This is a genomic window from Gemmatimonadaceae bacterium (genome assembly GCA_016720905.1).
Lineage (GTDB): Bacteria > Gemmatimonadota > Gemmatimonadetes > Gemmatimonadales > Gemmatimonadaceae > Gemmatimonas.
On record JADKJT010000034.1, the window covers coordinates 1 to 26827 of the forward strand.

Annotated in this window: 25 protein-coding genes and 2 pseudogenes; 9 read left to right on the forward strand and 18 right to left on the reverse strand. The window is 63.4% G+C overall.

Going from position 1 to position 26827, the window contains the following annotated elements:
- Window positions 1-135 precede the first annotated feature (135 nt).
- The gene (locus IPP90_21265; GenBank protein MBL0173163.1) at window positions 136-1152 is read right to left on the reverse strand and encodes an integron integrase; all 1017 of its coding nucleotides are present in this window, start codon (window positions 1150-1152) and stop codon (window positions 136-138) included.
- Between the two features lie 125 nt (window positions 1153-1277).
- Between IPP90_21265 and IPP90_21270 the strand changes: the two genes are divergently transcribed.
- Genes IPP90_21270 through IPP90_21280 form a run of 3 tightly spaced genes read left to right on the forward strand, consistent with a single transcriptional unit; the run spans window position 1278 to window position 3229 of the window.
- On the forward strand, window positions 1278-2024 hold the full coding sequence (locus tag IPP90_21270) for a DUF1080 domain-containing protein (GenBank protein MBL0173164.1): 747 nt from the start codon (window positions 1278-1280) through the stop codon (window positions 2022-2024).
- Between the two features lie 5 nt (window positions 2025-2029).
- A complete protein-coding gene (locus tag IPP90_21275; GenBank protein ID MBL0173165.1) occupies window positions 2030-2872 on the forward strand; it encodes a tetratricopeptide repeat protein in 843 nt (280 codons plus the stop codon).
- A 54-nt stretch (window positions 2873-2926) separates the two neighbouring features.
- Complete coding sequence (locus tag IPP90_21280; GenBank protein ID MBL0173166.1) at window positions 2927-3229, forward strand: hypothetical protein; 303 nt, start codon at window positions 2927-2929, stop codon at window positions 3227-3229.
- Here the strand turns inward: IPP90_21280 and IPP90_21285 are convergent.
- The 6 genes from IPP90_21285 to IPP90_21310 all read right to left on the reverse strand — a co-directional run bounded on the left by IPP90_21285 (window position 3226) and on the right by IPP90_21310 (window position 8149).
- A complete protein-coding gene (locus tag IPP90_21285; protein ID MBL0173167.1) occupies window positions 3226-4185 on the reverse strand; it encodes a threo-3-hydroxy-L-aspartate ammonia-lyase in 960 nt (319 codons plus the stop codon). The two genes, IPP90_21280 and IPP90_21285, sit on opposite strands and share 4 nt — an antisense overlap.
- Before the next feature lie 82 nt (window positions 4186-4267).
- A complete protein-coding gene (locus IPP90_21290; protein MBL0173168.1) occupies window positions 4268-5170 on the reverse strand; it encodes an SCO family protein in 903 nt (300 codons plus the stop codon).
- The gene (locus IPP90_21295; protein ID MBL0173169.1) at window positions 5167-6912 is read right to left on the reverse strand and encodes a cbb3-type cytochrome c oxidase subunit I; all 1746 of its coding nucleotides are present in this window, start codon (window positions 6910-6912) and stop codon (window positions 5167-5169) included. Before IPP90_21295 ends, IPP90_21290 begins: the two co-directional genes overlap by 4 nt.
- Window positions 6909-7514: a cytochrome C oxidase subunit II gene (locus tag IPP90_21300; protein MBL0173170.1), complete on the reverse strand. Its 606-nt coding sequence runs from the start codon at window positions 7512-7514 to the stop codon at window positions 6909-6911. Before IPP90_21300 ends, IPP90_21295 begins: the two co-directional genes overlap by 4 nt.
- A 9-nt stretch (window positions 7515-7523) precedes the next feature.
- Window positions 7524-7697, reverse strand: coding sequence for a hypothetical protein (locus IPP90_21305; GenBank protein MBL0173171.1), 174 nt, complete (start codon window positions 7695-7697; stop codon window positions 7524-7526).
- A gap of 32 nt (window positions 7698-7729) precedes the next feature.
- Window positions 7730-8149 carry an Rrf2 family transcriptional regulator gene (locus IPP90_21310; protein MBL0173172.1) on the reverse strand — a complete coding sequence of 140 codons (420 nt, stop codon included), beginning with the start codon at window positions 8147-8149 and terminating at the stop codon, window positions 7730-7732.
- 54 nt (window positions 8150-8203) lie between these two features.
- Here IPP90_21310 and IPP90_21315 point away from each other — a divergent pair, with 54 nt between their 5' ends.
- The 6 genes from IPP90_21315 (at window position 8204) to IPP90_21340 (ending at window position 14895) form a co-directional block, all read left to right on the forward strand.
- Window positions 8204-9784, forward strand: a complete 1581-nt coding sequence (locus IPP90_21315) for a hydrogenase iron-sulfur subunit (protein ID MBL0173173.1) — start codon at window positions 8204-8206, stop codon at window positions 9782-9784.
- Window positions 9781-10410 carry a hypothetical protein gene (locus tag IPP90_21320; GenBank protein ID MBL0173174.1) on the forward strand — a complete coding sequence of 210 codons (630 nt, stop codon included), beginning with the start codon at window positions 9781-9783 and terminating at the stop codon, window positions 10408-10410. The genes IPP90_21315 and IPP90_21320 overlap by 4 nt, the downstream gene beginning before the upstream one ends.
- Complete coding sequence (locus IPP90_21325) at window positions 10407-11420, forward strand: COX15/CtaA family protein (protein MBL0173175.1); 1014 nt, start codon at window positions 10407-10409, stop codon at window positions 11418-11420. The genes IPP90_21320 and IPP90_21325 overlap by 4 nt, the downstream gene beginning before the upstream one ends.
- Entirely contained in the window at window positions 11417-12793 is a 1377-nt protein-coding gene (locus IPP90_21330; protein MBL0173176.1) for a tryptophanase, read from the forward strand. The genes IPP90_21325 and IPP90_21330 overlap by 4 nt, the downstream gene beginning before the upstream one ends.
- A gap of 14 nt (window positions 12794-12807) precedes the next feature.
- Window positions 12808-14220, forward strand: coding sequence for a tyrosine phenol-lyase (locus IPP90_21335; protein MBL0173177.1), 1413 nt, complete (start codon window positions 12808-12810; stop codon window positions 14218-14220).
- Window positions 14221-14418: 198 nt separating this feature from the next.
- The gene (locus IPP90_21340; protein ID MBL0173178.1) at window positions 14419-14895 is read left to right on the forward strand and encodes a Crp/Fnr family transcriptional regulator; all 477 of its coding nucleotides are present in this window, start codon (window positions 14419-14421) and stop codon (window positions 14893-14895) included.
- Between the two features lie 17 nt (window positions 14896-14912).
- On the opposite strand, the gene IPP90_21345 is transcribed toward IPP90_21340, so the two are convergent.
- From IPP90_21345 to nuoD, 11 genes and pseudogenes are all read right to left on the reverse strand, one after another.
- Window positions 14913-16322, reverse strand: coding sequence for an NADH-quinone oxidoreductase subunit N (locus IPP90_21345; GenBank protein MBL0173179.1), 1410 nt, complete (start codon window positions 16320-16322; stop codon window positions 14913-14915).
- The gene (locus IPP90_21350; GenBank protein MBL0173180.1) at window positions 16319-17872 is read right to left on the reverse strand and encodes an NADH-quinone oxidoreductase subunit M; all 1554 of its coding nucleotides are present in this window, start codon (window positions 17870-17872) and stop codon (window positions 16319-16321) included. Before IPP90_21350 ends, IPP90_21345 begins: the two co-directional genes overlap by 4 nt.
- Window positions 17865-19763: pseudogene (gene nuoL, locus IPP90_21355) on the reverse strand (NADH-quinone oxidoreductase subunit L). Before nuoL ends, IPP90_21350 begins: the two are co-directional and overlap by 8 nt.
- A 15-nt stretch (window positions 19764-19778) precedes the next feature.
- Window positions 19779-20081 (reverse strand): NADH-quinone oxidoreductase subunit NuoK, encoded by a 303-nt coding sequence (gene nuoK / locus IPP90_21360; protein MBL0173181.1) that lies wholly within the window; start codon window positions 20079-20081, stop codon window positions 19779-19781.
- Complete coding sequence (locus tag IPP90_21365) at window positions 20074-20526, reverse strand: NADH-quinone oxidoreductase subunit J (GenBank protein ID MBL0173182.1); 453 nt, start codon at window positions 20524-20526, stop codon at window positions 20074-20076. The genes nuoK and IPP90_21365 overlap by 8 nt, the downstream gene beginning before the upstream one ends.
- A 44-nt stretch (window positions 20527-20570) precedes the next feature.
- A complete protein-coding gene (locus IPP90_21370) occupies window positions 20571-21116 on the reverse strand; it encodes an NADH-quinone oxidoreductase subunit I (protein MBL0173183.1) in 546 nt (181 codons plus the stop codon).
- A gap of 116 nt (window positions 21117-21232) precedes the next feature.
- A complete protein-coding gene (locus tag IPP90_21375) occupies window positions 21233-22381 on the reverse strand; it encodes an NADH-quinone oxidoreductase subunit H (protein ID MBL0173184.1) in 1149 nt (382 codons plus the stop codon).
- A complete protein-coding gene (locus tag IPP90_21380) occupies window positions 22381-23841 on the reverse strand; it encodes a (2Fe-2S)-binding protein (GenBank protein MBL0173185.1) in 1461 nt (486 codons plus the stop codon). Before IPP90_21380 ends, IPP90_21375 begins: the two co-directional genes overlap by 1 nt.
- A complete protein-coding gene (gene nuoF, locus IPP90_21385; GenBank protein MBL0173186.1) occupies window positions 23834-25132 on the reverse strand; it encodes an NADH-quinone oxidoreductase subunit NuoF in 1299 nt (432 codons plus the stop codon). Before nuoF ends, IPP90_21380 begins: the two co-directional genes overlap by 8 nt.
- Window positions 25129-25608: an NADH-quinone oxidoreductase subunit NuoE gene (gene nuoE / locus IPP90_21390; protein MBL0173187.1), complete on the reverse strand. Its 480-nt coding sequence runs from the start codon at window positions 25606-25608 to the stop codon at window positions 25129-25131. Before nuoE ends, nuoF begins: the two co-directional genes overlap by 4 nt.
- Window positions 25605-26811 (reverse strand): annotated as a pseudogene (gene nuoD, locus IPP90_21395) (NADH dehydrogenase (quinone) subunit D). Before nuoD ends, nuoE begins: the two are co-directional and overlap by 4 nt.
- Window positions 26812-26827 lie beyond the last annotated feature (16 nt).

A 26827-nucleotide genomic window follows, 5' to 3' on the forward strand; every position in this document is an offset into this window, starting at 1 on the left:
CGCACGCATAACCACGGCGATCCCCTCACACGATCGGACCTTTCCGCAACATCCGCAAGTGCATCCCCGTACACCACCTGCGCCGTCGTCGTGTCCTTCCGCCCGCGCAGCGCTCAGCGCGTTAGGCTGACCGACCTAGCGCGCACGACCCCGACCACCAGCCTCGGGGCGCATCATGCCGCCCGGGAGCTGGTCCAACGGACTGCGCACGCCGAGCCCGCCACGGTTCAGCACGTGCATGTAGATCATCGTCGTCCTGAGGTCCTTATGACCCAGCAACTCTTGGATCGTACGCGGGTCGTACCCGGCCTCCAGCAGGTGCGTCGCGAAGCTGTGCCGGAATGTGTGACAGGTCACACGCTTGGCAACCCGAGCGGCGCGCGCGGCGTCCGTTACCGCACGTTGCAGCACGCTCTCATGCAGATGGTGTCGGCGCATCTCGTGCGAAACATCGTCACGATAGGTTCTCGTGGCCGGAAAGACCCATTGCCACGCCCAGCCCCGTGCCGCAGCGTCACCGAGCTTTCGACGCAATGCATCGGGCAACGCCACGAAACCCGCACCCGCCTTCACATCGCGTTCGTGCTGACGGCGCACGCGCACCAAATGGGCTTCCAGCGGACGCACCAACTGTTGCGGCACCATGCTGATCCGGTCCTTCTGTCCCTTACCCTCACGAATCACCAGTTCACGCCGCACCAGGTCAAGGTCCTTCACGCGCAACTGACAGCACTCCAGCAATCGCATGCCGCTGCCATACAATAATTTGGCCATCAGCTGCGGTGTCCCGGAGAGCTCAGCCAGCACCTCCTCCACCTCCGCGCGTGTCAGTACCACCGGCAGCCGCACCGGACGCTTGGCGTGAAGGTGATCCATCGGCAATGCCATCGGCGTCTCCAGGACCTCCCGGTACAGGAACAACAGCGCCGCCAACGCCTGATTCTGTGTGCTGGCCGCCACTCTGCCATCACGCGCCAGATGCGTCAGGAAGTCCCGCACATGCGGCACACCCAGGTCGCGCGGATGCTTGCCACGGAAGTAGCGCACGTAGCGACGCACCCACATGGAGTACGCTTCGTCCGTACGCGGGCTGTAGTGCTTCGCTCGAATCCGGTCCCGCAACACCCCCAATAGAGTTGGTCTCGATGACATAGCCCGCACAATGCGAGCCGCCAGCTCAAGATGTGTCATCGCGCCATTGCCGCCCCGTTCCAACCATTGCCCACCACCGCCCCCGGCAGGACATTTCCCACATCCCGCCTCCAACACCGCGTCCCATGAAACTCACCGCCCTCCTCGCCGTCGCCATGTGCGCCGCTCCGCTCCACGCCCAATCCCCACTCGGCGATTGGCCGCAACACTCGCGCGAACGCCCGCATCCACCCATCCAGACACCCGGACCCGTCGCCCCCGTCAAGGCGCCGGCCGATGCCGTGGTCCTGTTCGACGGCACTTCGTTGGCCAAATGGATGCAAAGCGACAGCACCCCCGCCAAATGGCGCATCGTGGACGGCGCGTTTGAAGTGGTGCCGAAAACCGGCACACTCACCACGCGCGAAGGCTTTGGCGATGTGCACCTGCACATCGAGTGGATGGCACCGAAACCGGCCGTGGGCAAAGACCAGGATCGCGGCAACAGCGGCGTGTTCTTTGGCGGCGGTCGCTACGAAATACAAATCCTCGATTCCTACGACAACGTCACCTACGCCGATGGACAGGCCGCCGCGGTATACGGTCAGTATCCACCACTGGTCAATGCCAGTCGCCCGCCCGGTGAATGGCAAAGCTACGACATCGTCTACCATCGACCGCGTTTCAATGCCGCGGGCACGCTGCTGTCACCCGCCCGCTTCTCCGTCACCCACAACGGCGTCGAGGTGCAGAAAGACGTGAAGCTCGTGGGCCCCACCGCCAACGGTTCGCGACCGCCCTACGAAGCGCACCCCGATCGTTTGCCCATCTCGCTGCAGGATCACGGACACCCCGTCCGCTTCCGCAACGTCTGGCTGCACAACCTCGAGTGACGACAATGCGCACCACCACGCGACGTTCGCTCATCGTACTCGGCATGCTGGGCGCGCTCACCACCGCCGCCCATGCGCAGTCCGTACAGTATCGCTCACCCGCCGGCATTGAGTACCGCGCCCAGGCCGACACGGGTCCGGTCGCCCGCGCGCAGGCGGCACTCGACGCCGACCCGCGCAACGTGCAACGCATCATTGCCCTGGGCGTCGCGCAGTCCGGCGCGCGACAGTTCCGTGAAGCCATTGCCACCTTCACGCGCGGACTCGCCATCGCGCCCAACGACGCCATGCTCTACCGGTGGCGCGGCCACCGCTACATCTCGGTGCGCGAGTTCGACAAGGCCCAAGCCGATCTCACCCGCGGCTACCAACTCGACAGCACCAACTACGGCATCCTGTTTCACACCGGCGTGCTACGATTCATCAAGGGCGACTTCGCCGGCGCTGCCACCATGTTCGCCAAAGCCCAACCGCGCGCACCCGATGGCGGTGAACTGGCCGGCAGCACCGACTGGTTGTGGATGTCACTGTCGCGCGTCGGAAAAACCGACCAGGCAAACGCCATGCTCGCGCGTCACCCCGATTCGCTGCCCACCACACCGGGCTACGCCTACGTGTCGCGACTCAAGCTGTATCGCGGCGTGCTCACTCCGGAAACGCTGTTCGCACCGTCCGATACCGCCGACGTGCAGGTGGCCACCCTCAGCTACGGGCTCGGCAGTTGGTACCTCGTGCACGGCGACACCACCAAGGCCAAGGCGGCCTTCCAGCGCGCCGTGAAGTCGGGCGGCTGGCCCGGCTTCGGATTTATCGTTTCCGAAGCGGAGTTGGCGCGAATGTCAAGGTAGGTGTTTGAGTCGTCAATCGGGTAGATTGAAGGACTCTCACACGGGTGACTACGCATGAAGGAATTTGAATTCGACGCCGAAGGACGCCACTACACCTGCACGGTCGTGGAGCGCAAAGGCGCCAGCGCCTCGTCGTGGTGGTGGTTCTCGGTCTCCGGCGATATGCAGAATTACGCGCCCTTCATGACCGCCAACAGCGACACGCGGGCCTCGGTGCAGGAGCGCGTGCTGCAGTACTACAACAACCGGCTGTTCCAGCTGTCGCAGCCCACGCAGCGCGGATCACACTGGGCCAAGCGCAACGTCCCGGCGGCGCAGCCCGCCCAGCCGACCCCCGAAGTCACGCCCGCCGTCTAACTCAACAGCTGCGCGAAGCGTGGTAAATCCACGTTTCCGCCGCTGACTATCACACCCACGCGCGCGCCTCGCAGCGACGCGCCGGCGTCGCAGACGGCCGCCAGCCCCAGGCAACCCGTGGGCTCGACAATGAGCTTCATGCGTTCGGCAAAGAAGCGCATGGCGTCCACCAGCTGCGCGTCGGTCACGGTCACGATGTCGTCCACGTCACGGCGAATGATCGTGAACGTCATGGGACTCAACGCCTGCGTCTGCGCCCCGTCGGCAATGGTCTTCGGTGTATCGATGCGCACAATGGCCCCGCTGCGAAACGACTGCTGCGCATCGTTGCCGGCCTCAGGTTCCACACCAATCACCTTGCACTGCGGCGACCGCGCCCGCGCTGACAATGCGCTGCCACTCAACAGTCCGCCCCCACCGGTGCACACGAACAGGTAGTCCAGCTCGCCCACCTCTTCAAACAGCTCCAGCGCCGCCGTCCCCTGCCCGGCAATCACATCGGCATGGTCGAATGGTGGGATCAGCGTCATGCCCCGCGCTGCCGCCAGCTCACGCGTGAGTGCTTCGCGATCCTGCGTGAAGCGGTCGAACAGGATCACCTCGCCACCGTACCCGCGGGTGGCGTCAATCTTGGCCTGCGGTGCGTCCAGTGGCATCAGAATCACTGAGGGCATCCCCAGCAACTGGGCCGACAGGGCGATGGCCTGCGCGTGATTGCCGGACGAAAACGCAATCACCCCCGCCGCGCGCTGCGCCGCATCAAACTGCGACAGCGCATTGAACGCGCCGCGAAACTTGAAGGCGCCCATACGCTGGAAGTTCTCGCACTTGAAGAACACGGACGCGTTGAGGCGCCGATCGAGCGTGGCCGAGCGCAGCACGGGCGTGTGATGGGCATGGCCGTCAATGCGTGACGCGGCGGCCACGACATCGGCGTAGGTAGGCAGAGTGTTCATGGGCGAATCGGAGGGATCGGGCAGGTCAGTCCGTCCAATATATCCCGCCCGCACCTCGCTGCCGAACTCGCCCGGCGCAGCCTCAGTGCGGTCCGTCCGACGCCGGAATGGCCGCAAACAGTTCGCCTACCCGCCCCCACCCACCATCCAGTCGCCATGCCACATGTCCGCGTGCGTCGGTCGCCATCACCGCGCTCATGTGCTCGATATCACCCGTCCGTTCATCCCGGCGCCGCTGCACGCCAAGCGCATCCAGCACACGGGTCACCGACTCGACGCTCCCCGACAGCACACGATCGGCCGGACCCAGCTCCCAGGCCGACGCAATCATGGACAGGTGCTCGGGCGTGTCGCGCCACGGGTCCAGCGTAATCACCACCACCGGCACGTCCGCGCGATTGACTGCTACGCGCGCCGCGCGCACGTCGTGCACCACCACCGGACACACAGTGGCGCAGTGGCCAAAGGCAAACGTGAGAATCACCGGCGTGCCGCGGAAGTCGGCCAACGACGTGCGCCGGCCGTGCTGGTCAATCAACTCGTGCGACGTGACATCGATATCCACCGCCATTGGCATGCCGGACTGGGAGACAATAGCAGTCTGACCCAGTCCGGCCACGAACGCGACATGCGCTCCGGTCTTCACCACGCCAAGCACGATGGCGAACGCCAACCCCAGCATCACCGGTCGCCACCGCCAGTCGGCAAACATCCGTCGCACGTCATCGCGCAGCGCTCGGCCCCACACCGCCAGCAACACACCCAGCATGCCCAACGGCTCACCAATCAACACGATCCATCCGCCGGCATCGGGCAACCCGCCGGGCATTGATCCGAAGCAGACAGCCCGCGTGCGCAACAGCCACTCGGGCTCCACCGCACCAGCCGGCCAGAGCGCCAGCGCCCACCACGCGGCCGTGATCACCACGATCGACAGCAGCGCAATGGACGCGACCCCTGGCCGAGCCGGCCATCGGTTGATCATCCAATCTTCCACAGGAACGTGAGCAGCTTCCAGTTGGCGAAGTAGTACAGGATGAACGCCACCAGGAAGACACCCACCAGCACCAGCGTGCCCGGTGTCGCGCCAAAAATGCCGCGGGACGGCGCGTGCAACGCCTCGTTCAACTCGTCAACGTTCGCCACATGCACCGGCGGGTTGGTGAGTCCGGGCGGAATGCCCACGATGTCCGGTCCGCGTGGCATGTCGCCCACGGGTTTGCCAAAGAACACCGACACCACGGCAATCGCGATGAACGACAGCGCGCCCGTCACCGCAATGATGCCGCCGATGCCCATCATCGCCAGGAACAAGTCAACCGCCGGATTGAACTGCACGTCATACGGCGCCTGTGAGAACGAAATGTCCCAGTGACGACGCGGCACGCCAAAGCTGCCGGCAAACGTCATCCCCATCACCAGCAGCAGCAGCCCGCCGGCAAACAGGTATGGCTGGATCTTGGCCAGCTTCCAGAACGCCACCTTCTTGCGGAAGATGAGCGGCAGCAGATAGTACGTGGCACCCATGAACGCGAGCGCGGTGCCACTCACCACCGTGGAGTGGAAGTGCCCCGGAATGCGCAGCGTGTTGTGGGCGATGATGTTGATCTGCTCGGTGCCCAGCGTCACGCCGGTAATGCCACCGACAAACCCGAATACCACCACCGACAACACCAGCGACGAGAAGCCGGGATCACCCCAGGGCGCGTGACGCAACCACCCGAACAATCCGTCATTGTATCCGCGCAACCGCATCCCCAGTTCCATACCGGCAGGCACGGTGAATCCGTGCACCATCGAAGCCAGTACCGCCATGTACATGAAGTACGACGTGTTCACAATCTTCCACGCCGAACTGAACCCGGGGTCCACCAACAGATGGTGCGCCGAGGCCATGGAGATGAACATGATGTACAGCACGAAGGCCGAACGACTCACTTTTTCGTTCAACACCACCGATCCCACGGTAAGGGCGCCCAGCATGTACCAGATGGCCACCATCGCCGCCACGTTGATCTGCTGCGACGAGTGACCCAGCGCCCACCACAACAGCCGATAGAGCTGCGGGTCAACTTCGGGAATCAGCCCCACCGACCAGAGAAACGTGGGAACGTACACCATCGCGCCGTGCACCAGCGTGATCACGGCAATGATGGCCGCCGTCACCGCACCATACACCACCAAAGGCACCGATCCCACATAGGTCTTCTCGCGTTTGGCGATCACCAGCGTGGCAAAGAACTGGCACGTCACCAGCAACGCGCCCACCGCAAAGAAGATCACACCCAGATAGAACAGCGGATGCGCCTTGAGCGGCGGATACGAAGTGAACAGCACGTCGGCGCGCCCGCTCCACTGCGCCCATTCCACAATCAGCGTGCCCAGCAGCATCAATCCGAAGTTGAACCAGCCGAAGCGTGGGGCCGCGGGTCGGGCATTGAGCAACACGGTACTGGCAAACCACAGCACCGCCATCTCGAAGTAGATGATGAAGAAGATCAGCATGTTCATGCCGTGCACGCCCAGCAGGCGGTAGTACCACACCGCCGGCAGCAGGTGCACGGCCTGCCAGCGCGTCAGCACCAGCAGCAGTGCGGCAATGGTGCCCACCAGCAATGACACAACGGCCACCACCGCATTCACCTTGATCAGCCGTTCCGCCGAGAGGTGAATGGTGCGACCCGTCGCAGGACACGTCCGCGACACCGACACCGAAAGCGCGCTCATGGCTGATCCCCCGACTTCACGGCGGCGTGGCTGTTGTCGGCCACCGGTTTGCCGGTTTCATCCACCACGATGACGCGACCCACCATCGTGTGATGACCGATGCCGCAGAACTCGTTGCAGATGATGCGGAAATCGCCGGAGGCGGTGGGCGTCACGCGCAGCGCGTAGTCGTAGCCCGGCACGATCTGGAAGTTCACGTTCACCGGAAACAGCGAGAATCCGTGGTTCACGTCCAGCGACGAGAGATGCAGCATGTACTCCTTGCCGCGCTCGAGCTGGAGAATCGGATACCACTGGAACGTCAGCCCCACGAGATACACGTCTGATCCCGGCGGCGCCTGCACAATCGGCACTCCGCGATCTTCCGCCACCTTGTACTGCTTCGCGAAGGCCAGCGTGCGTGCGTAATACGTCTTCGGGTCAACGCGCCGACGCACACCCGACGGATTCTGTCCGCCGCGGAAGTGCCACAGTGGCATCATGGCGAACAGCACCATGCACCAGGCGAAGGCAATCGCCACCCACACCTTCTCGGCTTTGTGCGCGGGCCTCCACCAGATGCCCGGTACCGGATCAAGGCCGGTATGAACCTTGGTGAGCATCGGGTCCTCTTAGGGTAGGGTGGCTTGCGGCATGGAGAAGATCTCCCAGGTGCCCCAGCCGGTATAAACCACCAGCATGATCACCATGCCGACGGCCAGCAGCAGAAAGACATTGTCGAACAGACGTTGTCCGAGTGGCGGGCGCTCGAGCGGATCCTCGGGCGGGCGGGACGGAGTGGACATGCAGATCCTCCTTCGTAGGTGGATGGGATCGCTCAGATGCTTCGTGTCGCAGGGTCCTTCTTCAGCAGGTCAGCTACCGTGGTCTGACCGAAAAACGTTTCAACGTCCGACGCCACGCGCGACCACCGATGGTGCGCGAGACACGGGTGGGCGTCACCACAGGTGGCGCGGCCCAACAGGCAACGGCGTTCCCCCGCAGGCTGGAACGGACCCACCACGCGCGAGAGCACCAATTCCCGCGGCGAGTCGACCAGTTGGAATCCGCCGTGACGGCCACGCACCGAGCGCAGCACGCCCGCGCGGGTCAGGGCGTGCATGGTTTTCGAGAGGTAGTTGCGCGGACACGCCAGCGAGGCGGCGACGTCGTCCACCCGCACCGGGACCTCGGCCCCATGTTCGGCGATGTACAGCACGGCGCGCAGCGCATTTTGGGCGGTACTGTTGAGAAACACTGACAGGGGCTAAGTTGAGTTAAACTGGCTAACATCATGAGCATGGTGTATTTTATGCTAAACGTCAATATGCACTTTCTCAAACGCCCGCTCCGTCGCCTCCTCGCCAGCCTCGAGGCCGCCCTCACCCGGATGTTCGGGTGGGAATGGAACCCCATGCATCAGGCCGGTACGGTATCCGTCCTCATGCTGCTGGTGCTCCTCGCCACGGGGCTGTACCTGGTCCTCTTCTATAGGGTCGGTGCGCCGGCAGCGTCGGTGGCGCGCATCGCCGCCGATCCCTGGCTGGGCGCGTGGATTCGCACCCTGCACCGGTACGCGACCGACGTCTTCCTGATCGCGGCCGTGCTCCACGCCCTGCGCATCTTTGCCCAGGATCGCAGCTGGGGCCCTCGCACAATTGCCTGGATCTCGGGGCTCGCGCTGTTTGGCGCCGGGATGGTGTTGGCCTGGACGGGGTTCGTCATGGTCTGGGATACGTTCGGCGAACGCCTCGCGCGCGAAGGCGGTCGACTGCTGGACGTGCTGCCAATTTTTTCCGAGCCGCTCAGCCGCATCTTTGCCGGCGATGGTCCGGTGCCGAACGCGTTCTTCTTCGTCAATCTGTTCATCCATATCGCGCTCCCGTTGGGATTGGGTGTTGCGCTCTGGTTGCATGTCTCACGACTGGCGCGCCCGGTATTGCTCCCTCCCAAGCGCCTGCAGTGGGGCATTGTGGGTGTGTTGACGGTGGCTTCGGTTTTTGCACCCGCTCCGCTGGGGCCTGCGGCCAATCCGCTGCACCTCGCCATCGACACGCCAACCGATGTCATCGTGGCGTGGTGGCTACCGCTGTCCGAACGACTGTCGCCGGGGATGGCGTGGAGTGTGGGGTTCGTAGTCCTGATGGTGGCGCTGGCGGTGCCGCGACTGACCCAGCGACCGCGCACCAACAGTTGGGCACCCAGCACGGTTGACCCGAGACTCTGCACGGGCTGCAACCAGTGTCCGCAGGACTGCCCGTGGGAAGCCATCACCATGGTCGCGCGCGACGATGATCGCCCGACGCTTGTGGCGCGCGTCGATCCGTCGCTCTGCGTCAGTTGCGGCATCTGCGCCGGATCATGCGCGCCCATGGGCGTAGGTCCCCCCGGACGCAGTGGCCGAGACCAGCTGAACGCGCTGCGAACGGTCACCTTCCCTTCGCTTGCCAGCGCATCGGAACCGCCCACCATCGCCGTGGCCTGCGCACAAGCACCGGTCGCGCACCTCGACGCCCTGCGCGCACGCGGCGCGCACGTGCATATGGTCACCTGTGTCGGTAACCTGCATTCGTCCGTCATCGAACTCTTCGTGCGCAACGGGGCACCCGGAGTCATCGTGTTCGCGTGCCCACCACGCGATTGCGTCGGACGCGAAGGCCCCAAGTGGTTACATGAACGGTTGTTCAATGATCGGGAAGCCGAACTTCAACCGCGCGTGGACCGACGCCGGGTGCGCATGTCCACCATCGCACCAGGTAACCTCTCGGGCACCGTCACGGCCTTCGAACAGTTCGGTCGCGACCTGTCCGCGCTCGCGCCCATTGAACCGGAACAGAATCTCGACATCGACCTGCTCTGCGAGCCGGTTCCCTTGGAGGAGTCCGCGTCGTGAACGCCACTCGCCTTCTGACATCTGGAGTGGCTGCCGTCGTCGGCACGGCGCTTCTGGCGTATCTCTCGGCGGCTCCTGTTCCCTATCACGCGCCGGAGTCGGCGCGCCTCCGACTTTCGTGGAGTGCGCGCCCGGAGCGAATTGAGGTCTGCCACACGCTCTCCGACGAAGAACTGGCCCGACTCGCCGAGCACATGCGACAACGTGTGTCGTGTGAAGGGGTGTTTGCCACCTACACGCTGCGTATTGGCGTGGATGGACGGGTGATCGGCGAATCCGTGGTTCGCGGTGCGGGAATGCGGAACGACCGACCGCTGTATCTGCTGCGCGACTACACGGTGCCGCCCGGGACGCATCGTTTCCAGGTGTCGCTGACTCGACGGGAAAAAACCGACGACGACGCGGCCGCGTTTGCCAAGGCCGTCGTGCCTGAGGTGGACACCGGCCTGTACGCCGGGCGAGCGCAGCGGGAAGCCACCGAACACTCGCGACGCGCCCGCGCGGCCATTCCGGCCAGCCTGACACTGGACACGGTGTTTTCCCTGACACCGCAACACGTCGCGCTCGTCACCTTCAATGCCGAACGTCGAACTCTAGAACTTCACGCGGAGTCGCCCAGGCGATGAACACCCAGTCGGACATGCGCGTACGGCGCTGGCTGCTGATATCGGCGGCGGCGGTCGTGCTCGCCGTCGCGATCGGCGGCATCACCCGGCTCACGGAAAGCGGCCTCTCCATCACTGAATGGCGACCCGTGTCCGGCGTCCTGCCACCCATGTCCAGCGCCGAGTGGAATGAGGCGTACACGGGCTATCTGGCCATTCCCGAAGCGCAGACGGTGCATCGCGGTATCACGCTGGGCCAGTTCCAGGCGCTGTTCTGGTGGGAATGGGTGCACCGGTTGCTGGCCCGTCTGGTGGGATTGGTGCTGGCATTGCCGTATTTCGTGCTGCTGGCGCGGGGCCACATTCGCCCGGCCCAGCGCGGGCGGCTGCTGCTGCTCCCCATTCTCGCGGCCGCCCAGGGCGCCCTGGGGTGGTACATGGTGAAGAGCGGACTTGAGGTCCGCACCGATGTGAGTCCCTATCGACTCACCGCGCACCTCGGCATGGCGCTCATCATTTACGTGGTGTGTGTATGGACCGCGATGGATCTGGGGGTGCGGCGTTCCACCCGTGATCGCACGCCCATCGCCTTGCATCGATGGATCGTGATCGGGCTGGTGCTGACCACTGTCACCGTGCTGTCCGGCGGGTTCGTCGCGGGTCTCGATGCGGGAAAGATTTTCAACACGTTCCCGCTGATGGGCGGACAGATCGTGCCGCCCGGTTACTGGGGATCCGGCTCGTTGTTGCGCAATGCGTTTGAGAATCCCGTGGCCGCGCAATTTCACCATCGCGTACTGGCAGTGAGCACGGCCACCCTGCTGCTCATCATCGCCGCAATCGCCCGACGGACGTCGGTGTCCCCACGGTTGCAGCAGGCCACCAATGCCGCGGGACTGGTCGTGCTGCTGCAAATTGCATTGGGAATCACCACGCTGCTGCTCAGTGTACCTGTCGCTGTGGGCGTCCTGCATCAAGTCACGGCGCTCGCAGTCCTGACCACCATGTTGGTTGCCACCCACCGCGCATGAAGTTCACCACCATCATCGAACCGTTCCGCATCAAGACGGTCGAACCCATTCGGCAAACCACCGACGCGCAGCGTGCCGCGGCCATTCGCGCCGCACACTACAACGTCTTCCAGTTGAACGCCGAGGACGTGCTCATCGACCTGCTGACCGATTCGGGCACCGGAGCCATGTCGGTGTACCAGTGGGCCGGCATGATGAAGGGCGACGAATCATATGCGGGCGGTCGCTCCTTTCACGCCTTCGTGAAATCGGTCACCGAGATCACCGGCTTCCGGCATGTGATCCCCACGCACCAGGGCCGCGCCGCCGAGCATATCATTACACGCGCCATGCTGGGGCATGGCTCGATCGTGCCCAACAACACGCACTTCGATACCACACGGGCCAACGTCGAACACTGCGGTGCCGCGGCGCTCAATCTGCCCATTCATGAAGGGCATGAACCGCAAACCATCCATCCGTTCAAGGGGAACATGGATGTGGCGGCGCTGGAACGGGTGCTGCACGACAATCCGGGCAACGTGCCGCTGGTGATGATCACGGTCACCAACAACTCCGAAGGCGGGCAACCGGTGAGCATGGAGAACATCCGTCGCACGTCGGAGATATGCCGTCGCTACGGCGTGCCGTTTTTCATCGATGCCTGTCGCTTCGCCGAAAATGCCTGGTTCATCAAGACCCGTGAACCCGGCTACGCCGACAAATCGCCGCTGGAAATTGCGCAGGAGATGTTCCGCCTCGCCGATGGCTGCACCATGAGCGCCAAGAAGGACGGCATGGCCAACATCGGCGGATTTCTCGCCATGAATGACGATGCGCTGGCGCTCACCTGCCGCAATTCACTCATCCTCACCGAGGGGTTTCCCACCTACGGCGGACTGGCCGGGTACGATCTGGAAGCCATCGCCGTCGGGTTGTACGAGGCGCTCGACCCGGATTATCTGCACTACCGCATTCGGTCGGTGGAATATCTGGCCGAGAAGATGATTGCGGCGGGAATTCCCATTGTGCGCCCGGCGGGCGGCCACGCGCTGTACCTGGATGCCAAGAGCTGGCTCCCGCACATCCCGCAACACGAGTTCCCGGGATGGGCGCTGTCTGTCGCGCTCTATGTCGAGGGCGGTATCCGCGCCGCCGAGATCGGCTCGGTGATGTTCGGTCGTCAACCCGACGGCACCGAACGCGCCGCCGATCTCGAACTCGTACGCCTGGCATTCCCGCGGCGCGTGTATACGCAAAGCCACATGGACTATGTCGCTGAAGTGCTCCTCTATCTGAACAGCATCGCCCATGAGATCCGAGGCGTGCGCATCGTGGAGCAGCCGGCCGCACTCCGTCACTTCACCGCAAAGTTCGAACCTATGCCCCGCTAGGTGCGCGGAGCTGAATCCATAACGGGAGTGTCATCGTGTCACGCCATCGTAGCTGGGCTGAACCCTGGAAAATCAAAGTCGTCGAACCGATTCACATGACGACCGCCGCCGACCGCGACGTGCACATCCGCGAAGCCGGCTACAACACCTTCCTCCTCCGTTCGGCTGATGTCTACATCGACCTGCTGACTGACTCCGGCACCAACGCCATGTCGGATCGGCAGTGGGCCGGCATGATGATGGGCGATGAGGCCTATGCCGGATCGAGGAATTTCTACGCGCTTGAGGAGGCGGTGCGATCGCACTACGGATTTCCCGAGCTCATTCCCACGCATCAGGGGCGTGGCGCCGAGAACATCCTGTCCAAGATCCTCATCAAGCCCGGCGACCATGTGCCGGGCAACATGTACTTCACCACCACGCGACTGCATCAGGAACTGGCGGGTGCCACGTTTCACGACGTGATCATCGATGCCGCGCATGACCCATCGTCGGACCATCCCTTCAAGGGCGATGTCGACCTGGAGAAACTTGACGCCCTGGTTCGCGCCGTGGGGGCGGACCATGTGCCGTACATTTCGGTCGCCGCCACGGTGAATTTGGCGGGTGGACAGCCCATACAACTGTCCAACCTGCGCGCCGTGGCCGAATACTGTCATGAACGGGGGATCCTCGTCATTCTCGACGCCACGCGCGCCGTGGAGAACGCGTGGTTCATTCAGCAACGCGAACCCGGCATGCACGGCTATACGGTGGCCGCCATCCTCAAGATGATGTGCGAATACGCGGATGGCGCGACCATGTCCGGCAAGAAGGATTCGCTGGTGAACATCGGCGGGTGGCTGGGACTGCGCGACGCATCGCTTGCCGAAAAGGCGCGCGGCCTCGTGGTGGTCTATGAGGGGCTGCACACCTATGGCGGACTGGCCGGTCGCGACATGGAGGCCATGGCCATCGGCATCAGCGAGTCAGTGCAGGAAGACCATATCCGGAGCCGGATCGGCCAGGTGCACTACCTCGGCCAGCGGTTGATCGACGCCGGCGTTCCGGTCGTGCATCCGTTGGGCGGACACGCCGTGTTTCTCGATGCGGCGGCCATCCTGTCGCACCTGCCGCGCGAACAGTTTCCCGCTCAGGCCCTGGCAGCCGCACTCTATCTCGAATCCGGCGTGCGCTCGATGGAACGAGGCACTGTCTCCGCGGGTCGCGACTCGACAACCGGCGAAAATCGGTATCCGGCGCTTGAACTTGTTCGACTCACCATTCCACGTCGCGTCTACACGCAGGCGCACATGGACGTGGTGGCCGAAAGCGTGACCGAGGTGTTCAGCGCGCGGAGTTATGTCCGCGGACTGCGTTTCACGTATGAGCCCGAGCTGCTGCGCTTCTTCCAGGCCAGGTTCGATGTGGTCCCGGAGGTCGTGTAAGGTCCCCGCAAGAGATGCAAAATGGCCGAAAGTGAGTGGCTCCGGCGAGCCCAACTGGCCGGTCAGACGGGCGCGTCGGGCACTTCCTGCTTGACGTGACGCTCGCCATCTGCAAGTTGGGGAGTGAACGCTGGGGGAAACCCGTCGGCGCAGGCACCCCGGCATTGGATTGGTCACGCGCAACCAGGAGACGGAAGCATGCCGGACGCCCTGCTGTCAGTCGTGGAGTCGCACCCGTTCGTCGCCGGACTGGAACCGCGACACATCCAGAAGCTGGCCTCGATGGCTCGTGATATGTGCTTCGACACGGGCGTGGTGATCTTCCCCGAGGGCGATAGCGGTCGCGAGTTCTATCTGTTGGTCAAGGGCATGGTCGGCCTTGAGATCACGTCACACGGCGGGGTGCTGCGCGTGCAGACGCTGTACGCCGGCGATGAATTCGGCTGGTCGGCGGTATTGACCGGGAAAAGCAAGGTATTGCAGGCACGGGCACTCAGTCGCGCCGACGTGCTGGTGTTCGACGGCGTCGAATTGCTGGAAGCCTTCAAGGAAGACCCCGCGTTTGGCCTCGCCTTCACCATGCGCCTGCTTGGCGTGGTGTCCGAACGGCTCTCCGCGACGCGCGAGCAGTTGCTGGACTTCTACGCGCCGGAGTCGAAGCGCGCGGGGACGTAACGTCCCCGCGCGTCGCGCTACACCCGCTCCAGCATCCACCCCGGGAAGATCGCCAGCAGCAGCATGGCGACCAGACACAGCAGACTCGCGCCGCGCGCGAACACGCCGGCTGGTCGATCGCTGTACGCGACCGCCGAATCCGCCGTTGCCGCCGTCGCGTCCGCGCTCATGAACATCAGCTGGATCACGCGCAGGTAGAAGTAGATGCCCAGATAGCTGCCAATGAGACCGATTACGGCGTACGTGGTGTAGCCAGCCGCCAGAACGTTCTTGAAGATCAGGAACTTGGCCACGAAGCCCGGGAACGGCGGGATGCCTGCCAGGGAAAGCATCGCGATGGCGATCACGCTGGCAGCGAACGGATTGCGATGCCACAGCCCCTTGAGATTGTCCAGACGATCGCGCTCGGCGTCGTTGTCGCTGGCCGGCAGCGCCGTGAAGGCCAATGCGTTGAGCGTTCCGTACGCAACAACATAGAACAGCACCGCCTGGAACCGTCCCTCGCCATCACCAAGCAACGCATAGAACAGGTAGCCCGCGTGCGCGATGGACGAATAGGCAATCATGCGGCGGAACGACGGTTGACGCATCGCCGTCAGGTTGCCCCACACAATGGAGACCAGCGGGAAGATCGCCAGCAAATCAGCCACTGGTGAGACAACCGGCGCCGTTGCGAACAGTCGCACGATGGCCAGCAGCACACCCGCTTTGATGATCGTCGCCATGTACGCCGTGACCGTCACGCTGGCGCCTTCGTACGCATCCGGCGCCCAGGCGTGGAACGGCACGATCGCAGCCTTGAGGAAGAACGCCAGCAGGATCAGCACCACGGCCGCGCGCGACATGAGGTCGGTCGCACCCAACGCGGTGGCAAACGTCGAGATCTCCATGGAACCCGATCCACCGAACAACAGGGAGACGCCCATCAGGAACATCGCCGTCGCCGTGCCGCCAAGCACCAGATACTTGAGCGCCGATTCGGCACTCTCCGGGCGCCGAAAGGCCAGCACGATCAGTGCATATACCGGCAACGACATCAGCTCGAGACCCAGGAACATGATCAGGAAGCTGTCGGCCGAGATCAGCAGGCACACGCCGTACAGCGACGACAACAGCAAGGCCGGGAATTCGCCGCCGTCAAAATCGTCGCGCGACATCAGCAACACCGGCAACGCCAGCCCCAGCACGACGATCTTGGCCAGCAGCGTCTGTGGCGCAACCGAGAACTGTCCGGGGAACGGCGCCCCACTGAACCCGCTGGCATACATCGAGGCCGCAACGCCGGTGGCCGCGGCCACCGTCGCCACCGCCACCCACAACGCGAGTCGCGAATACTTCCCGACAATCTCGATCGCCAGCATCAGCACGATACCCAGCAGCAGCAGATGCTCGGGCAACATGGCGGAGAACGTGAGTTGACTGTTCATGGTGCACCCTCCGCCGCCGCGCCCGCCGGGAGTCGCGATGTCGTCACCAGCTGTTGGTAGACCTTGGCCGCGCCTTCGGAATTGCGCATGGCGCTATCAGGGAACAGACCCAACGCGAACACCGCAATCACCAGGATGCCAAGAATGGCCCGTTCGCGTCCGCTGAGATCGGACAGCGGTTGATGCGGAGCCTGCGCCGTTCCGTACAGAAACCCCAGCGCAAACCGCAGCATGTACAGTGCGCCGAGGACCACGCCGGTGACGGCCAGCGCGGCGAGAATCAGCGGGAATGCATTGCCGTTCACGTACAACGGCCACGCGGCCTTGAACGCGCCCAGCAGCACCAGGAACTCTCCCGTGAATCCACTGGTGGTGGGCAGGCCCACCGACGCCAGGGTGAGCACCATGAAGAACACCGAATACACCGGCAGCAGTCTGGCCAATCCACCATACGCCTTGAGATCGCGCGTATGGCAGCGCTCGTAGATCATGCCCACCATCAGGAACAGGCCGGCCGCCACCAGTCCATGACTGACCATCTGGATGATGGCGCCCTGGATGCCGATGATGTCCAGACTCAGCAGGCCCAGCATCACGTAACCCAGATGACTGATGGACGAGTACGCGATGATCTTCTTGATGTCGTTCTGCACCAGCGCCAGGCAGGCGCCATAAATGATGCTCACCACGGCGAGCGTCATGAGCGCTGGCGTGAACACGTGCGTGGCATCCGGAAAGAGCGGAAAGCCCAGCTTCATGAATCCGTAGGTGCCCATCTTCAGCATCACGCCGGCCAGGATCACCGATCCCGCCGTCGGCGCCTCCACGTGCGCATCGGGCAGCCACGTATGCAAGGGCACCATCGGGACCTTGATGGCAAACGACAGCACGAACGCACCTAACAGCAGCGTTTGGGTCTGCAACGGCAACCGCGCGGTGTACAGGTCGGCAAAGGCGAAGGAGATGACGCCCGACGTCTGCTGCAGCGAATACACCAGGTAGATCATCGCCGCCAGCATCAGGATGCTGCCGAAGGCCGTATACAGCACGAACTTGATGGTGGCGTAGATGCGTCGCTCACCGCCCCAGATGCCGATGAGCAGGAACATGGGGATCAGCATCGCTTCCCAGAACAGATAGAACAGGAAGAGATCCTGCGACACGAAGGTCCCCATCATCGCAAACTGAATCAGGAACACCATCGCGTAGAACAGCTTCACATCCTTCTGGATGGCACTGAACGCGCCGGCCACCACCAGGGGGCCCAGAAACGCGGTCAACAGCACCAGCAGCACGTTGAAGCCATCCAGTCCGATGTGATAGGACACGCCCCAGGCATCAATCCACAGGACACGGGTCTCGAACTGCAGCCCGGGTGCGGTGCTGGAGAAATGCATGTACAGCCACGCCGTCAGCGCCAACTGCACCACCATCATCGACAGCGTGAGCTGTCGCGTGACCTGCGGCTTGTCGGCGGGCACCAACATCAACATGCCAATGCCCAGCAGCGGCAGGAACAACACGAGATTGAGCATCGCGGACTCAGACATGGGCCCAGCTCCACAGCAGTGCGCTCACGATGCCGATCAGCACAAACAGGGCGTAAAGGTGAAGGCTGCCGCTCTGCACACGACTGAGGACACCGGCCGTGCGTTGTCCAAGCGCGGCCAACCCGTTCAGCGTCCCATCCAGCACGGTGCGATCACCAAACTTGAGGAACACGTTTTCGGACATCCAATAGAGCGGCTTCGCCAGCAAGCGATCGTAGAGCTCGTCGATGAAGTACTTGCCCGAGAGCAGACGGTGCGGGGCCGCAAACAGGCGCTGCAGACCTTCCGCGCGTGCGGCAGGACCACCAAACACGAATGCGGCACCGGCCAGGCCGGCAAGCGCCAACGCCACCGAGACATAGATCAGCGGCTGCTCGAGGTGATGCAATTCCTCGGCAACGACGGGGAGCGGCAATTGCGGCTCAAGGAAGTGCGCCAGCTTCAGCACGCCGCCAACCGCCGAGAGAATCGCCAGCACCACCAGCACCCCAGTCATCGAGACCGGTGACTCGTGGATATGATGCTCCACCTCATGATCCACCCGCGACGTGCCCAGGAATGTCAGCCACAACAGTCGGAACATGTAGAACGCGGTCATCAGCGCGGTGAGCGCCGCCACGCCCCACAACCAGGGAGAACCACCGGTGGGGCTCGCGTAGGCACATACCACAGGATCTCGTCCTTCGACCAGAACCCGGCCAGCGGCGGAATGCCGGCAATCGCCACGGTCGCCACGGCAAAGGTGCCAAAGGTCCAGGGAATCTTCCGGGCCAGGCCGCCCATCTTGCGCACGTCCTGTTCGCCCGACAGCGAGTGAATCACGCTGCCCGCGCCAAGGAACAGGCACGCCTTGAAGAACGCGTGCGTCACCACGTGGAAAATCGCCGCGCCGTACGCGCCCACGCCCAGCGCCAGGAACATGAAGCCCAGCTGCGAGATCGTGGAGTAGGCCAGCACCTTCTTGATGTCGGTCTGCACCAGCGCGATGGTGGCCGCGAAGAACGCCGTGGCCACGCCGATCACCGCAATCGTGCGAGGCCTCCGGCGCGTGCAGGTACACGCCCGACATGCGCGCCACGAGATACACGCCCGCAGTCACCATAGTGGCCGCGTGGATCAGCGCCGACACGGGCGTTGGACCCGCCATGGCATCGGGCAGCCACACGAACAGCGGAATCTGCGCCGACTTGCCAGTGGCGCCGATAAACAGCAGGATGCCGACCAGACTCGCCGAAACCACGGGCAACGTCGCGCCGTTGAAGGCGGCGTTGATCACGTCCATGTCCAGCGTGCCCAACGCCTGATACAGCAGGAACATGCCCAGCAGGAACCCGGCGTCACCAATGCGATTGGTGATGAAGGCTTTCTTGCCCGCGCGCGCATTGGCCGCGTCGTCGAACCAGAAGCCAATCAGCAGATAGGAGGCCAGCCCCACACCTTCCCACCCCACGAACAGCACCAGCATCGACCGGCCCAGCACCAGCAATAGCATGAAGAACAGGAAGAGATTCAGGTACGCAAAGAAGCGTCCGTAGCTCTTGTCCTCATGCATGTACCCCGTGGAGTACACGTGAATGGCCGTACCCACACCGGTGACGATCAGCGTCATCACGGCGCTGAGGCGGTCAAAGTAGAACGTGATATCGAACGACTGGCCGTCGATGAGCGCCCAGCGATACACGGGCTCCACGATTGGCGCGTAACCGCCCGTGCGCAGGTCGAAAAACGTCTTGATGGTCAGCAGGAACGCGGCCAACGGCAGGCCGCACGCCACCACGTTGACAAATCGCTTGCCCACCCGGTTGCCACCCAGCTCGGTGGCCAGCACGCCATTGAGCAGGAAGCCGACCAGTGGCAGCAGCGCGATGGCCGCCAATGCGTGTGAGAACATCGGTGTCATGGTCGCCTATCCCTTGAGATCGGTGTAGGCGTCCAGATCGAGGCTGCGCTTGCGGCGCACCAGCAGCAGGACAATGGGAATGGCGATGGCGATTTCGGCCGTGGCCACCACGAACGTCAGGAACACCAGCACACCGCCCGCCGCCACGGCACTCCGATGCAGGAAGGTGATGAGGCTCAGATTCACGCCGTTGAGCATCAGCTCCATGCACATCAGCATGATCAGCGCATTGCGGCGCACGATCACACCCAGCAGCCCCAGCGAGAACAGCGCGATGGACAGCCAGAGCAACGCCTGATGACTATCCATGCGACCTCCGGCTCACTTTCACCACGGCCAGCGCGGCCACAATGGCCGCCACCAGCAACACGGTGGTGAGTTCGAATGGCAGCCAGTAGTCGCGCAGGAACAGCGTGGAGAACTCGCCCATGCCGAACACGGCGCCATCGGGAACCGCCGGCAAAGCCGACGGGGACAGCGAGCGCCACACGCTGATGCCCAGCACACCCACCAGCATCGTGAATGCCAGCACGCCGGGGATCAGCAGGTTCGAGTACCGGCGGTTGCCCGGCGCTTCCCGCACTTCCAGCAGCATGATCACGTAGACCATGAACACCATCACGGCGCCCACATAGATGAGCACTTGGAAGGCGGCAATGAAGTGCACACCCAGCAAGCCGTAGATCGCGCCGAGCGACACCATGGTGGTGATCAGCGCCATCGCCACCCGCATGGGCTCCCGCAGGACCAGCATCAGGATCGCGCCCAGCAGTGCAAGACCGCCGAACAGCGCGAGGATCAGTGAGTCGAGGATACGTCGCCTCGCAGAATCGGGTCGCCGCCCTTGGGGGGATAGGGCTTGGCGACGTCGTGGTGAGGGTTCCAGGTGAGCATCTCGTCCATCGTCAGCCACATGTTGAAGCGGTCTGTCGACGGGAGCCCCGGCGTGGCGGGAACCATGCGAATGGCGTCTTCCGGACAGGCCTCAATGCACAGCCCGCAGAAGACACACCGCGAATAGTCAATCTCGAAGCGCACCGGGAACTTCGGGTGCGCCGGATCGTTGGCGTCGAATCCAGCCTCGATTTCAATGACCTTGGCCGGACATACGGTCGCGCACATGTTGCACGCAATGCACTGCGGCGAACCGTCAGGGCGCTGCGTGAGGATGTGCTTGCCGCGGTTGCGGGGCGCGTAGTCGGGGCGTTGTTCTTCCGGATAGTACGTGGTGAGCGCGCCTTTCCGCCCGGTTATCCAGCGCGCCATGTTGCGCAGGAAGATGCCCGTGGTAATGGAGAGACCGCGCAGGATCTCCGGCAGGTACGCCTTCTCCCACAACGTCATCGTGGGCTCGTTCCAGTATTGCTTGCGCGTGTGCGCCTTTGCGTTGTAGCGCAACTGCACGAGTCCGTCGGGAGGCTTCACGTTCGGCGCCGCGGGGCGTGTCGGAAGGTTCGCGCTCATGGCATGGTGCCCTGCGTGAGCCACACAATGACGGCCGTGACCGAGAGGTTGATCAGCGTCAGCGGCAACAGGAACTTCCACGCGAACATCAGCATCTGGTCATAGCGGAAGCGCGGCAGCGACCAGCGTATCTGGATCTGGAACACGCACATGAACGCCACCTTGGCCAGAAACACCGCCAGTTGCATCAGCACCACCAGGCCGTGGCTCATGGCCACCACGTGTCCGCCCGGAAAGGTGAAGCCGGCGTCATTCATGAACGGCAGATTGTACCCGCCCAGGAACAGCGTCGTGAACAACGCCGCCACAATGGCGATTTCGATGAACTCGGCGAACATGAACAGCCCCATCTTCATGGCGCTGTATTCGGTGTAGTAGCCCGACACGAGCTCCGATTCCGCTTCCGGCAGGTCGAACGGGATGCGCTTGTTCTCGGCGATCGCGGCGGTCAGGAACAGAATGGCCGCGAACGGTTGGTAGAACAGGCCCCACGCCGGCAGCACGCCCCAGATCATCCCCGACTGCTGCTGCACCATGCCGCGCAGATCCACCGTGCCGAAGATCAGGATCAATCCCAGCACGGTGAGTCCCATCACCAGCTCATACGAGATCATCTGCGAGCCGGCGCGCAAGCCGCCCAGCAAGGAGAACTTGTTGTCGGAACTCCACCCGGCCAGCATCGTGCCCAAGATGGTGAGTCCGCTGAACGCGAACACCACCAGCAAGCCGGCATTCAGGTTGGCGATCTGCATCGGATACGTGCGTCCGCCAAACCACGGCGCCAACGCCGGAATGATCTTGCCCGGATCGAGGATGCCGCCGAACGGGATGACCGCAAATACCAGCAACACCGGCGAGAACACGATGTACGGCGCCAGGGTGTAGGCCAGCTGGTCGTACGTGCGCGGCTTGAAGTCTTCCTTCAACAGCATTTTCATGCCGTCGGCCATGCCGTGGAACAGCCCCATCCACACCAGCTTGATCTTGGTGAACGGCACACGGATGTACGCGCGATTCGCCCCGATGCGATCCGCCATCACCGCCGCCTGCTTGCGTTCCACCCACGTCAGCAAACCGCCAAATCCCATCAGCACACCAATCGAGGCGCCCATGAAGATCGCGGCAATCACCAGATCGGGAAGCATTATCGCGCCCCCGCCAGATGGGCCGACGCCGAGAAGATGGCCTCGAACAGCGATTGGGCATCGGCCACGCCAGGCTGCTTCGCGAAGCACCGCTCAAACCCGGTGACCGTACCCGCAAAATTGGTGTAGTGCCCGTCACGCTCCGTTTGCACGCTGATCGGGATCAGCACATCGGCGCGGGCGTTTTCGGGCAGGGCATACGATGTCAGCAACACCACCTTCGCCGAGTCCGGAATCGCCGCGAACGGCGCGCCCTCGCCCCAGACAAACACCAGATCGGTGTCGGCCGGAATGGCCTGCCCGACATTGGCGGGCAGCACCGGATACATCGCCCGCGCGGCCGCACCATTGGGATTCTTGTCCGGCTTGATGAGGACGTCATCCTCGATCCGTTCGCCCGGCTGCGGCACGTGGTCGGCTTTCACGTAGCTCGTGAACGACGGCCCCAGGGCCGCATGGAATGCCGCGAGCTCCTCGTTGGAGCCCCAGCTCGACACCAGCGCCACTGCGCGCTTCGCAGACCCGATGAGATCGGCCGCGGCGCGAATGGCCGAATCCAGGTCCGCCGCGGCGCCGTTCACCATCGAACGGACCGCGCGCTCGCGCTCGAAGATCTTCGCCAGGTCGCGGGCCTTGTTGCACACCCAAGGACCGTTCACGGCCGGATTCTCCAGCGGCGTGATGCGATCGATGCGCGTGTTCAGGTGCGGATCAAGCGCCTGCAGCTTCCACTCCGGTTTGCGGTGCCAGATGTTGATGCTGCAGCCGCGCTCGCACCCCGGGCACACCGACGGCGTGGCCTTGAGATACCAGACCCGGGCATGATCGAGCAATTCGCGCGAGAGCAGCGCGCCCACCGGACAGATGTCGATCACGTTGTCCGAGTAGGCATCGTCATCGAAATTCACGTCGGCGGCCGGGCGAATCAGCGAGTGATCGCCGCGATTCTGCACGCCCAGCGCATGACTCTTGGAGATCTCGGCCGTGAACCGCACGCAGCGCGAGCACATGATGCAACGCTCGTTGTCCAGCATGATGCGCTCGGACAACGGGTAGAACTTGGTGGCGTGCGTTTTCGGATCGCGCGACAACGACGGCATGCCGTTGTACGCAAAGTGGTGATCCTGCAGCATGCACTCGCCCGACTTGTTGCAGATGCCGCAATCCACCGGATGATTGAGCGTGATGAACTGCATCGTGTCCTTCCGCAGTTCCTTCACCTTCTCGGAATCCGTGAGCACGCGCATGCCCTTGGTCACCGGCATGTTGCACGAGATGTCGAACCAGGCGCCACCCTCGGCTTCCACTTCCACCATGCAGATGCGGCAGTTCCCGGGCACGGACAGCTTCGGATGCCAGCAGAAGGACGGAATGTCGATTCCGGCGGCCACGGCAGCCTGCATCACCGTCTGGCCGGTCTCGGCCTGCACGGGCTCCCCGTTGATGAAGAACTCAATCATCGGTCAGCACCTCCAACCGGCCGTCGTACATCGAACGCTTGTGTTCGATGTAGTACTCGAACTCGTGTCGATACTTGTCGAGAATTCCCACGGTGGCATAGCCCGCTGCATCGCCGAGTCCGCAAATGGTGGTGCCGTCGTTGGCATTGGAGATCTGGTACAGGCGGTCGATATCCGACGGAGCCCCGCCCCCCTGCACGATGCGGGTGCTGATCTTCTCCAGCCAACCCATGCCCTCGCGACACGGCGTGCACTGTCCGCACGACTCGTGGTGGTAGAACCGCATCATCACCTGCAGCATGCGCACCATGCAGGTGCCTTCGGCCACGACAATCATGCCTTGCGAACCCACCTGCGATCCCGCGTCGACAAACGAGTGGTGGTCGTAGGTGAGCGGCATGATGTCGGCGGCCGTCAGCACCTTGGTGGAAATGCCGCCGGGAATGACGCACTTGAGCGCCTTGCCCCCCAGCATGCCGCCGCATTCATTCGCCAGGAATTCCGCGAACGGATAGCCGTATTCCACCTCGTACACACCCGGGGTGTTGATGTGACCGGACACCGACACCAGTGAGGTGCCGGGACTTTTGGGGGTGCCAATCGCCTTGAACGCCGCCGAACCGTTGTTCACGATGAACGGCACGTTGGCAATGGTCTCCACGTTGTTCACCACCGTGGGCTTCTGATACAGCCCCTGCACGGTCAGTCGCGGCGGGCGATTGCGCGGATAGCCCTTCTTGCCCTCCAGCGACGTCAGCATGGCCGATGCTTCGCCGCACACGTACGAGCCGGCGCCACGGTAAATCACCAGATCGCAGGAGAAATTGCTGCCCAGAATGTTCTCGCCAAACAGGCCGGCGGCGTACGCCTCTTCCAGTGCGTCCGCCAGACGGTGATACGCCAGGTCGAATTCGCCGCGAATATAGATGAACGAATGACGGCCCTGTAGCGCATAGGAGCCCAGGAGCATGCCCTCGAGCAACAGATGCGGCGTGTGCTCCAGCAGCCAGCGATCCTTGAACGTGCCGGGTTCGCCCTCGTCCGCATTCATGCACAGATAGTGCGGCTGGCCGTCGTTGAGCTTGATCACGCCCCACTTCCGTCCCGCCGGGAACGCAGCGCCACCATGACCCAGGATGCCCGACGCCAGAACTTCCTTGGTCACTTCCTCCGGTTGCATCTCGCGCAAGGCCTTCGCGATGGCCTGATAACCGCCACGCGCCTTGTAGTCCGCCAGCGTATGCGAGGTATCGGTCACCTCGAAATTCATGAACACCTTGCGGCCGGTCATTTCACGGGCTCCGCCGCCAGCGTGTCCAGCAGGGCGTCCACGGTGGACGTCTTCAGGTTTTCGTGATACGTGTCATTCACCATCATCATCGGCGCGGTGCCGCAGGACCCCAGGCATTCGGCGGTGGTGAGCGTGAAGCACCCGTCCGCCGTCGTCTGTCCCGGCACGATACCCAGCTTGGTCGTCAGATGGTCGAGAATCCGCTCGGCGCCGCGCATCGAGCACGACACATTGTGGCACACCTGCAGATGGTGGCGGCCGATGGGCTTGCGGCGCAGCATCGTGTAGAACGCCAGCACTTCCTCAATCTGGATGCGCGGCACGCCCAGATACTCGGTGAGTTCGGCGATATCGCTGTCGGCCACATAGCCGCGGTCTTCCTGGATACGCCGCACACAGGGAATCACCAGCGATGACTCGAAGCCCGGTGGATAGCGCTTCTTCATCACTTCGAATTCGGGGATGAGGTGCTTCATCGATCGCACTCCCCGCCGATCATGTTGATCGAGCCGAAGGTCGCCACGACGTCCGCCAACTGACCGCCGTCGAGCATGCGATGCACGCCTCCCATATGCACGAAGCTGGGACTGCGCACATGCACCTTGTGCGGCACGCCACCGCCCGTACTCGATGTAGAACCCCAGCTCGCCGTTGGCCGCTTCATGCGCCAGATAGATGTCTCCCGCCGGCACCTGCGGACCTTCCATGACGAGCTTGAAATGGTTGATCAGTGACTCGATCTCCGAGTACACCAGCGTCTTGGGCGGGAAGATGCACCGCCGATCGTCCACGTTGATCGGACCGTCGGGGAGCATATCCATCAACTGACGAATCATGTGCACCGATTCGTCCATCTCGCGCATGCGCACGTAGTAGCGATCGTAGTTGTCGCCCTTGATGCCCACCGGCACCTCGAAATCCAGCTCGGCGTACGCCAGGTACGGCGTGTCCTTGCGCAGGTCGCGGGGCGCACCGGTGGAACGCAGGATCGGTCCCGTAAACCCCCAGTGCAGCGCGTCGGCGGTGCTCAGCACGCCGGTGTTCCGGGTACGGTCGATGAAGATACGATTGCGATCGATCAGGCCATGCACGCGGCCGATGAAGTCCTCGTACTGCGTGAGGATCTCCGCGAGACGCGTCAGCCAGCCGGCCGGCAGGTCTTCGGCCAGTCCGCCGATGCGGCTGTACGAGTACGTCACGCGGGCGCCCGTGAGCGCGGCGAGATGTTCGTACATGTAGTCGCGAATCGTCACCAGATACAGAAACGCCGTCATGGCCCCCAATTCCATCAGGGCCGCCGCCACGCAGGTGAGATGATCGCAGATGCGGGAATACTCGGAGAGCAACGTCCGCAGGTACTTGGTGCGCGGCGTGATCTCGATGCCCATCAGCCGCTCCACCGCGTCGCAATACGCGAAGCCGTTGATGAGGGCCGAGCAGTAGTTCAGCCGGTCACAGTACGGAATGAGATTGTGCCAGGTGTGATCCTCGCACTCTTTCTCGAATCCGCGGTGCAGGTAGCCGCAGTGCACATCGGTGCGCAGCACGCGTTCGCCGTCCAACTCGGCGACAATCTGGATCGTGCCGTGCGTGGCCGGATGCGAGGGGCCAAGGTTGACGATGACGGACCCGTCGCGCGAGTGCGACGTGATCGTGGTGCGAACCGGATTGGGAATGATGAGTTCAGCAGTCACC